This window comes from Streptomyces telluris, from assembly GCF_024519335.1.
In the GTDB taxonomy this organism is placed as follows: Bacteria; Actinomycetota; Actinomycetes; order Streptomycetales; family Streptomycetaceae; genus Streptomyces; species Streptomyces telluris.
This window is the reverse complement of sequence record NZ_JANIID010000070.1, coordinates 1-9,441: the sequence shown is the minus strand read 5'-3', so window position 1 is coordinate 9,441 and position 9,441 is coordinate 1. Positions and strand designations below refer to the sequence as shown.

At 73.3% G+C, this 9,441-nt stretch carries 7 protein-coding genes; 2 read left to right on the top strand and 5 right to left on the bottom strand.

From position 1 onward, the window contains the following. Positions 1-243 precede the first annotated feature (243 nt). On the bottom strand, positions 244-654 hold the full coding sequence (locus NQU55_RS35935) for an SAV_915 family protein (protein WP_206330288.1): 411 nt from the start codon (positions 652-654) through the stop codon (positions 244-246). Between the two features lie 260 nt (positions 655-914). Beyond that, the gene (locus NQU55_RS35930) at positions 915-1,757 is read right to left on the bottom strand and encodes a helix-turn-helix transcriptional regulator (RefSeq protein ID WP_168096433.1); all 843 of its coding nucleotides are present in this window, start codon (positions 1,755-1,757) and stop codon (positions 915-917) included. 146 nt (positions 1,758-1,903) lie between these two features. Here NQU55_RS35930 and NQU55_RS35925 point away from each other — a divergent pair, with 146 nt between their 5' ends. Both NQU55_RS35925 and NQU55_RS35920 read left to right on the top strand, forming a co-directional pair. Further along, the gene (locus tag NQU55_RS35925; protein WP_168096432.1) at positions 1,904-3,709 is read left to right on the top strand and encodes an AMP-binding protein; all 1,806 of its coding nucleotides are present in this window, start codon (positions 1,904-1,906) and stop codon (positions 3,707-3,709) included. Beyond that, positions 3,706-5,334, top strand: a complete 1,629-nt coding sequence (locus NQU55_RS35920; RefSeq protein WP_256791857.1) for an AMP-binding protein — start codon at positions 3,706-3,708, stop codon at positions 5,332-5,334. Before NQU55_RS35925 ends, NQU55_RS35920 begins: the two co-directional genes overlap by 4 nt. Before the next feature lie 253 nt (positions 5,335-5,587). Here NQU55_RS35920 and NQU55_RS35915 read toward each other — a convergent pair whose 3' ends face one another. The 3 genes from NQU55_RS35915 to NQU55_RS35905 all read right to left on the bottom strand — a co-directional run bounded on the left by NQU55_RS35915 (position 5,588) and on the right by NQU55_RS35905 (position 9,229). Then, positions 5,588-6,358, bottom strand: coding sequence for a hypothetical protein (locus NQU55_RS35915; protein ID WP_168095991.1), 771 nt, complete (start codon positions 6,356-6,358; stop codon positions 5,588-5,590). A gap of 109 nt (positions 6,359-6,467) precedes the next feature. After that, positions 6,468-8,279 carry a glyoxylate carboligase gene (gene gcl / locus NQU55_RS35910; RefSeq protein ID WP_168095990.1) on the bottom strand — a complete coding sequence of 604 codons (1,812 nt, stop codon included), beginning with the start codon at positions 8,277-8,279 and terminating at the stop codon, positions 6,468-6,470. Beyond that, complete coding sequence (locus tag NQU55_RS35905; RefSeq protein ID WP_256791855.1) at positions 8,276-9,229, bottom strand: 2-hydroxy-3-oxopropionate reductase; 954 nt, start codon at positions 9,227-9,229, stop codon at positions 8,276-8,278. The genes gcl and NQU55_RS35905 overlap by 4 nt, the downstream gene beginning before the upstream one ends. Between the last annotated feature and the right edge of the window lie 212 nt (positions 9,230-9,441).

Below are 9,441 nucleotides of genomic sequence, written 5' to 3'. Positions count from 1 at the left end.
GCTGCCCCCGCTGGGACGGTGAGCGCCGCCCGGACGGTGCTGCCCCCGCTCGGACGGTAAGCGCCCCGCCCGGACGGTCCTCGCCCCCCCCGTACGGCACCCGCCCGCCCGTACGGCGACTAAGTCGGCCCGGTCGGTTCAACCCGGTCGGCCCGGTCGGCCCGGTCAGCCGGGTCGCCTCAGGTCACCCCGCTTCGGCCGGACCACCCGCCGCCGCCGTCCGGTCGGCCCACCGCCGTCCGGTCAGCCCGGCAGTGCCGTCAGCGGCGGTTCCGCCGGATCCGTTCGTACCGCCGGAGCCGTCAGCTGGGGGTCGATGGAGATCGTGGCGACGCCCAGAGGCGTCGCCAGGGCCCGGACGGCCGGGAGGGCCAGGCGGACCGAGGGCTGGTCGGGGCCCAGAACGGCCGAAAGCCGTCGCTCCGTGGTGAAGGCGACGGCGGTCCTCGTACCGAGGGGGGAGCGGAAGACCCGCAGGGCGAAGCCGCACGCGCAGTGCCGTACGGGCACGTACAGCGGCTGCTCGGGGGCGCGCCCGGCGGGATGGGAAGGTTCGGCGGGTTCCCCGTCGCCGGCCTGCGAACTCTCGGCGGTGGCCGTGCCGGAGGCGGCGGCGACTGCGGCGGCTTCGGCGGGGGTACGGCTCAGGTGCATGACGGTCCTCGGAAGCTCGGGAGGTGTCGGATGGGAGCGTCGGTGACGGCGCCGCGGCGCCGCCGTTCACGCTATGCCCGTACCGAACCCCGCCGAGCTCCTCCTTGACAGGGTGTTGACCCTCGGTGCCACGCCTTTGACGTCTTCTTGACGGTCCCGCCCACGGTCCCGCCCACGGCGCCGCCACGGACTCGCTCACGGTCCTGCCATGGTCCCGCCATGGTCCTGCCACGGACCCGCCCGCGGTCCCGCCCGGAGGATTACGGCAGCAGACCCGCCCGCCGCGCCGCCACCACCGCCTCCAGGCGCGTGTGCACCCCCAGCTTCCGCATGCTCGACCGGAGGTAGCTCTTGACCGTTTCCGGGCGCAGGCCCAGCCGGTCCGCCGCCGTGGCGTTCGTCGCGCCCGTCGCCACGCACGCGAGGACGTCCACTTCGCGCGGCGACAGGTCCACGCCGGGCCCCGCGCGCCGTACCGCCGGGTCCGCGGAGGAGGCCGCGGCGAGGCGCCCGCACGCCGCGAGCAGCTCCTGGCGCAGGCGCTGGTCCGTGACACGCTGTGCCAGGGCGCGCAATTCGCCGTGCGCCTCGCGGACCTCCTCCCACATCGCCGGGTCGGCGGTGGTCGGCTGATGGGCCACGGACAGCAGCCGCTGCACCTCGTCCTGGACGGCGAGGGCCTGTTCCAGCTCGCGCGCCGCGTCGACGGCGGCGGTCAGCGAGCGGTCCCCGAGGGTGAGCGGGCGCCGCAGGGCGCCGTAGAGCACGCCGCGCACCCGGCCCCGTACGACCACGGGGACCGCGAGAACGGAGCGCAGGCCCTCGGCCGCCACCGCCGCGTCGTACTCGTGCGTGATGACGTGCGAGGACTGGTAGTCGGTCACGGACAGCGGGCGGGTGAGGGCGGCCGCCTTGCCGCCCAGTCCGCTGCCCGTGCGGATCGCCAGTCCGCGCAGGACCGGCGTCGTCGTCCCGGTCATGTCCGATATTCGGAACTGGCGTGTTCCCGTGAGCAGTCCGCCGAAGGCGACCGGCAGTCCGGCTCCCTTGCGCATCCGCATCAGCGCCGCCCGCACCTCGGCCGTCCCGTCCGGATCTCCCATCGCTGCCTCCCCGTCCCGGATCCGGAGGTGGAATCTCCGTATCCCTGAAATGCGGCCACCCCCGTTCGGGGGTGGTGAGACTCAGATCACCGTCGCACGATGCTAACCGTGCGGGCCCGCGATGCGCCCCGCAATCTGGAGGACACGTGACGTCATCGAAGCCGAGGAACGCAGGGGATGCCGCCGGAGCGCCGGGCTCCGCCGCGGAGTTCCGAGCCGCCCGGGACTTCCTCCTCGCGCACCGCGAGGACTGGCAGGCCGCGTACGAGGGCTTCGCCTGGCCCCGTCCCGCGGAGTTCAACTGGGCGCTGGACTGGTTCGACGCCGTCGCCGAGGGCAACGGCCGCACCGCCCTGTGGATCGCCGAGGAGGACGGGAGCGGGGTCCGGCTGTCCTTCGACGACCTGCGCCGCCGCTCGAACCGGGTCGCCAACTGGCTGCGCGGGCAGGGCGTGCGCGCGGGCGACCGGATCCTCGTCATGCTCGGCAACCAGGCCGAGCTGTGGGAGACCGCGCTGGCCGCGATGAAGCTGCGCGCCGTGGTCATCCCGGCCACCCCGCTGCTGGGCACCGCCGATCTCGCCGACCGCGTCGAGCGCGGCCGGGTCTCCCACGTGCTCGTACGGGCCGAGGACAGGGGCAAGTTCGCGGACGTGCCGGGTTCCTACACCCGGATCGCGGTCGGGGACCGGACAGGGGAAGAACCGGGCGAAGGGGAAAGAGGAGGGGAATATGGAGGGGAACGAGAAGGGGAACGAGAAGGGGAATACGGAGGGGAACGAGAAGGGGGCGGGACCTGGATCTCCTACGCCGGCGCTAACCACGCCGACGACACCTTCACCCCCGACGGCCCCACCCGCGCCGACGACCCCCTCCTCCTCTACTTCACCTCCGGCACCACAGCCCGCCCCAAGCTCGTCGAACACACCCACGTCTCGTACCCCGTGGGCCATCTGACGACCATGTACTGGATCGGGCTGCGGCCCGGCGACGTCCACCTCAACATCTCCTCGCCCGGCTGGGCCAAGCACGCCTGGTCCAGCCTCTTCGCCCCGTGGAACGCCGAAGCCACCGTCTTCGTGCACAACTACACCCGCTTCGACCCCGCCCGCCTCATGGCGGAGATGGACCGGGCGGGCGTGACGAGCTTCTGCGCCCCGCCGACCGTGTGGCGGATGCTCATCCAGGCCGACCTCGGCGGGCTGCGCACCCCGCCCCGCGAGGCCGTGGCCGCGGGCGAGCCCCTCAACCCCGAGGTCATCGAGACCGTACGGCGGGCCTGGGGCGTGACGATCCGCGACGGCTTCGGGCAGACCGAGACGACCGTGCAGATCGCCAACCCGCCCGGCCAGCCCCTGAAGGTGGGCTCCATGGGCCGCCCCAGCCCCGGCTTCTCCGTCGTCCTCCTCGACCCCGGCACGGGCGAACCGGCCGCCGAGGGCGAGATCGCCCTCGACCTCTCCGCAAGCCCGGTCGGAGTGATGACGGGCTACGCGGGCGACCCGGAGCGCACGGCGGAGGTCATGGCCGGCGGCTACTACCGCACCGGCGACATCGGATCCCGCGACGCCGACGGGTACATCACCTACGTGGGCCGCGGCGACGACGTGTTCAAGTCCAGCGACTACAAGGTGTCCCCGTTCGAGCTGGAGAGCGCCCTCCTGGAGCACGAGGCCGTCGCCGAGGCCGCGGTCGTCCCCGCCCCCGACCCGCTGCGGCTCTCCGTGCCCAAGGCGTACGTCGTCCTCGCCGAGGGCTGGGAGCCCGGCCCGGGGACCGCCAAGGCCCTGTTCGCCCACTCGCGGGCCGTGCTCGCCCCGTACAAGCGCATCCGGCGCCTGGAGTTCGCCGAGCTGCCCAAGACCGTGTCCGGCAAGATCCGCCGCATCGAACTGCGCGAGCGCACCGCGCGCGGCGGCGGAGACGAGTACCGAGAGGAAGACCACCGGTGACCACACCCTCGTACGCGGCCGGGAGCACCTCCATCCCGCTGATCGACGACACCATCGGTGCCGATCTCGCGTTCACCATCGAGCGCTTCGGCGACCGCGACGCCCTCGTCGACGTCCCCGGCGGACGCCGCTGGACCTACGCCGAGTTCGGGCGGGCCGTGGAGGAGATCGCCCTGGGGCTGCTGGCCAAGGGCGTGGCCAAGGGCGACCGCGTGGGCATCTGGGCGGTCAACTGCCCCGAGTGGGTCATGGTCCAGTACGCCACGGCGCGCATCGGCGCGATCATGGTCAACATCAACCCGGCCTACCGCGTCCACGAACTGGGCTACGTGCTGCGCCAGGCCGGCATCGGCGTGCTCGTCGCCTCCGTCGAGCACAAGGCCAGCGACTACCGCCGCATGGTCGAACAGGTCCGGGCCGACTGCCCCGCGCTGCGCGACGTCGTCTACATCGACGACCCCACCTGGGCGGGCCTCATCCGGATCGGGGAGAGCGTGCCGCGCGAGCGGCTCGCCGAGCGCGAGGCGCAGCTGAGCTGCCACGACCCCGTCAACATCCAGTACACCTCCGGGACCACGGGCTTCGCCAAGGGCGCCACCCTCTCCCACCACAACATCCTCAACAACGGCTACTTCGTGGGCGAGCTCCTCGGCTACACCGAGGCCGACCGGGTCTGCCTGCCCGTGCCCTTCTACCACTGCTTCGGCATGGTCATGGGCAACCTCGCCGTCACCAGCCACGGCGCCTGCGCCGTCATCCCGGCCCCGGCCTTCGACGCCACCGCCGCCCTGCACGCCGTCGAGCGCGAGCGCTGCACCTCCCTCTACGGCGTGCCCACGATGTTCATCGCCGAGCTGGAGCTGCCCGACTTCGCCACGTACGACCTCTCCTCGCTGCGCACCGGCATCATGGCCGGCTCGCCGTGCCCGACCGAGGTGATGAAGCGGGTCATGGGCGAGATGCACATGTCCGAGGTCGCCATCTGCTACGGCATGACCGAGACGTCGCCGGTCTCCACCCAGACCCGGCGCGGCGACGACATCGCGCGGCGCACCGGCACCGTCGGCCGGGTGCTGCCGCACATCGAGGTGAAGGTCGTCGACCCGGAGACGGGGGAGACCGTCGGCCGCGGCGAGCCGGGCGAGCTGTGCACGCGCGGCTATTCGGTGATGCTTGGCTACTGGGACGAGCCGGAGCGCACCGCCGAGGCCGTCGACGCCGAGCGCTGGATGCACACCGGCGACCTCGCCGTGATGGACGAGGACGACTACGTGCGGATCGTCGGCCGCATCAAGGACATGATCATCAGGGGTGGGGAGAACGTCTACCCGCGGGAGATCGAGGAGTTCCTCTACACCCATCCCAAGATCTCCGACGTGCAGGTCATCGGGGTGCCCGACGAGAAGTACGGCGAGGAGATCATGGCCTGCGTGATACTCCGCGACCCCGAGCGGCCGCTCAGCCGCGACGAGCTCGCCCGCTTCTGCCGCGGCCGGCTCGCGCACTACAAGATCCCGCGCTATCTGCGGATCCTGGACGCGTTCCCCATGACGGTCAGCGGCAAGGTGCGCAAGGTGGAGCTGCGCGAGCAGGCGAGCGCGGGGCTCACGGCGGCGGAGGCCTGAACAGAGAGAAGGCCCGAGCAGAAGAGAAAAGGCCCGAACAGAGAGGAGGCCCGGCGCCCGGCCGGTGCCTGAGGCGGACCGGCCGGGGCGGGCGGCGAAGGACCGGTGCGTGGGCGGCCCCGAAAAGCTGGAGGGGCCCGCGATCCCCCGTATGTTTCGCGGGCCCGGTACGAAGTCTCCGCCCGCGGGCACCTGACTCGCCATCGTCCGGGCGTGGTTCAGAGGAAAAATTGAGCTTGGCGGTACGGGCGGCTCAGGCGGGCCCGCGCTCGACGAGCTCGTCGGCCGGGCCGTTCAGCGGCTGCGGAGTGCCGGTGAGGTCCATCACGAACAGCGGAACGCGCAGGTCGTCCGCCCGGGAGCGGGCCTCGTGGGCATAGCCGGCGAGGGAGAAGAAGACGCCGGACGCGGAGTCCACCATGGCGTGCAGCCACAGGCACTCGACCGCTCGCAGCGAGGTGGGCACGGTGGACGGGTCGACCCGGGCGACGAGGGCTCCCGCGCGCAGGTCGACGCCGGCCGCCTCCGGGTCTCCCGGCCGGGTGACACCCGTGCAGCCCAGCCACGTCAGATAGCGCTCGGCGGCGGCCAGCGCGTCGTCGGCGGTCCGGATGGGCTCCGGCCGGAAGGCGGGGCGCTGCGCCGCGGCGTGCTGCTCACCGGCGCCCGCCCCCGCCTCCGCTCCGGCTCCGGCGCCGCTGTCCCCGCCGTCGCCGTCGCTGCTGCCGTCCCCGGGCGCGGGGTCGGGGGCGGCCGGGGGCGCCGGCGAACGGACGGGCAGGCGCACCACCGTGCCGCAGGAGCAGCCGAATTCCGGCCGTGGCCACTGGTCCTGGCGATCGCAGGAGGGGCAGCGGACGGCCACCCAGGCGTCGCGCCAGGTGCGGTGCGCCAATAACTCGGGGGAGGCGTCCGCCTGCACCGGCAGCGTGAGCGGCGCACCGCACGCGCAGGGGAAGGTGGGCGGGGTGAAGGAATGCTCGCGACGGCACGTCGGGCAGTGAACCGGCACGCTCTTGGCCATATTCGGCTCCAGCAACGGGTCCGTGAGGAGAGGGGTACGGGCCCATCGTCCACGATGCGGGCGCGCCGGGGGAGCGAATGCCGAAGTGGGCGGCCGCGCCCCCCGTGCCTCACGCGTCGCCGCCGAGCGCGAGGGCGCCCGCGCCCGTCGTGCGTCGGCGCTCCGGTACGGGCTCGCTCTCGCGGACGGCGTCGATGTCCGGGCCGTGCGGGGTGTCCGCCTCTCGCTCGATCATGATCTCCACCAGGACGGGCCGCGAGGTCGCGACGGCCTCCTTGCGCGCCCACTCGATCGCCGGGCGGATCTCCCCGGGGTCCGTCACCCGCCGCCCCGAACAGCCGTACGCTTCCATCAGCTTGACGTGGTCCGTGCCCGTCTCGTCGTAGTGGACGTCCACCTGGTAGTTCATCCCGTAGCCGGCCGAGGCCTGGCGGATCAGGCCCAGGTACGTGTTGTTCAGCATGATCAGCACGAAGGGGACGTCGTACTGCGCGGCCACCGCCAGCTCTTCCACCGTGAACTGGAAGCCGTAGTCGCCGACGACGCCGACGACCTCCTCCGCGCCCCGGCCCATGCCCTGCAGCGCCTTCTTGACGCCGATCGCGGCCGGCACCTCCCAGCCGAGCGGGCCCGCCTGCCCGCAGACCTGGTAGTGGCGCGGCCGGTGGGCCTTCTGATGCTGGCCGCCCCAGATCTGGTACAGGCCGATGGCCGTGACGAACCACGTGTCCGCGCCGAAGATCTCGTTGATCTCCTTGTAGACGCGCGGCGCCTTCACGGGGACCGTGGCGAAGTCCTCGCGGCGGGTGAGCGTGCGCTTCAGCTCCCGGCAGCGCGCGGCCCACGCGCCCCGCTGCGCGCCGCGCCCGTGCCCGGCGCCGTCCCCCGCGCCGTCCCCCGCGCCGGCCGCGCGGCGGGCCTTCGCGGCGGCCAGCAGGGCGGCGAGGAACAGCTTCGCGTCGGAGACGATCCCCAGGTCCGGCTCGAAGACCTTGCCGAGCTGGGAGGGGTCGACGTCGACGTGGACGAAGGACCGCCGCCCCCGGTAGACGGAGAGGTCCGCTCCCGTGTGCCGGTCGCCGAAGCGGGCGCCGACGGCCAGGACGAAATCCGACTCCAGGAAGGAGGCGTTGGCGTACCGCTGCGAGGTCTGGATGCCGGTGGTGCCCATGTGCAGTGCGTGGTCGTCCTCGACGGCCCCCTTGCCCATGAGCGTCACCTGGAACGGCACCCCCAGGTACTCCACCAGCTCCCGCAGCTCGTCCGCCGCCCCGGAGAGGATCACCCCGCCGCCGGCCAGGACGAGCGGCCGCTCGGCGGCCAGCAGCAGGTCGAGCGCGGCCTCCACGCGCGGCGGGTGCGGGGCGACGACGGGCACCGGCAGCCGCGTGTCCAGCGCCGGGTCGTAGCGGATCCGGCGGCGAGCGACGTCCACGGGGATGTCGATCAGTACGGGGCCGGGGCGCCCCTCGCGCGCGGTGCGGAACGCCTCCCGGAACGCCCACGGGATCTGTGCCGCCTCCTTGACCTGCACGGCCCGCTTGGTGACCGGCCGGACGATTTCGACGATGTCGACGGCCTGGAACGCCTCCTGGTGGAGCTTGGCGGAGACCGCCTGGCCGGTGACGCACACCATCGGGACGGAGTCGGCGAACGCGGTGTACAGGCCGGTGACGAAGTTGGTGCCGCCCGGGCCCGAGGTGGCGATGGCGACGCCGGGCCTGCCGTTCGTGCGCGCCCAGCCGTCGGCCATGTGCGTGGCGCCGGCCTCGTGACGGACAATCAGGTGCTCGATGCCGCCCACGGTTTCCAGCGCCTGGTACAGCGGCAGGATCGCGGCGCCGGGGCAGCCGAAGGCGACGTCCACGCCCTCGTCCTTGAGGATGTGGACCACGGCGTGCATGGCGGGCATCGTCGTCATCGCCGCGCCCTCCCGGCCCCGGAGGGCTCCTCGGAGGCGTGGGTCCGCTCGACGCCGGAGAGCCGCTCGACGCCGCGCAGCAGAGCCGAGTGGTCCAGCCCGCCGTCGCCCTGGGCGCGTGCCGCGGCCACCAGACTCGCGACGAGCGCGCCCACCGGGACGGCGGCGCCGACCGCGCGGGCGGCGTCCGTGACGATGCCCATGTCCTTGTGGTGCAGGTCGATCCGGAAGCCCGGCGGATAGTGCCGGGAGAGGAAGTTGTGCCGCTTGCGGCTGAGCACGGCGGAGCCGGCCAGCCCGCCGCCGAGGACGTCCAGCGCGGCCTCCAGGTTCACGCCGGACTTCTCCAGGAAGACCACGGCCTCGGCGCACGCCTGGATGTTCGCGGCCACGATCAGCTGGTTGGCGGCCTTCACGGTCTGGCCGGCGCCGTGCGGGCCGCACAGCACGACCGTCGTGCCGAGGGCGCGGAAGAGCGGCAGTGCCCGCTCGAAGTCGGCCCGCTCCCCGCCCGCCATGATCGACAGCACGCCCTCGACGGCACCGGCCTCGCCGCCGGACACGGGCGCGTCCAGGACGCGGATGCCCTTGCGGGCGGCGGCCTCCGCGAGTTCGACGGACGTCCGGGGGGTGACGGACGACATGTCGACGAACAGCGTGCCGCGCGCGGCGTGCGCGAGGACGCCGCCCTCGCCGTACGCCACGGCTTCCACCTCCGGTGAGGCGGGAAGCATGGTGACGACGACGTCGGCGCCGCGGACGGCCGCCGCGACGGAGGCCGCGGGCGCCCCGCCCACGGCCGCGAGACGTTCGAGCCCGGCCGGTTCGAGCGTGTGGCCGGTGACCTCGTACCCGGCCTTGAGCAGATTCGAAGCCATGGGCAGCCCCATGATCCCGAGACCGATCCACGCGACGCGGGGGAGAGAGGAGGAGGGAGAGGGAGAGGGCACGGGGGTCCTTTCGGGGGAGGGGGCTGCTTGTCAGGTGGACGGTGCTGGGACGAGTGACCGTGCCCGGCCGGCCCCGGGCGCCCGGGGCAGCCGGGGCCGGACATCACATCGGCTGCGCCGGACATCACATCGGCTGCGCCGGACATCACATCGGCTGCGCCGGACATCACGTCGGCTGCGCCGGACATCACGTCGGCTGCGCCGGACATCAC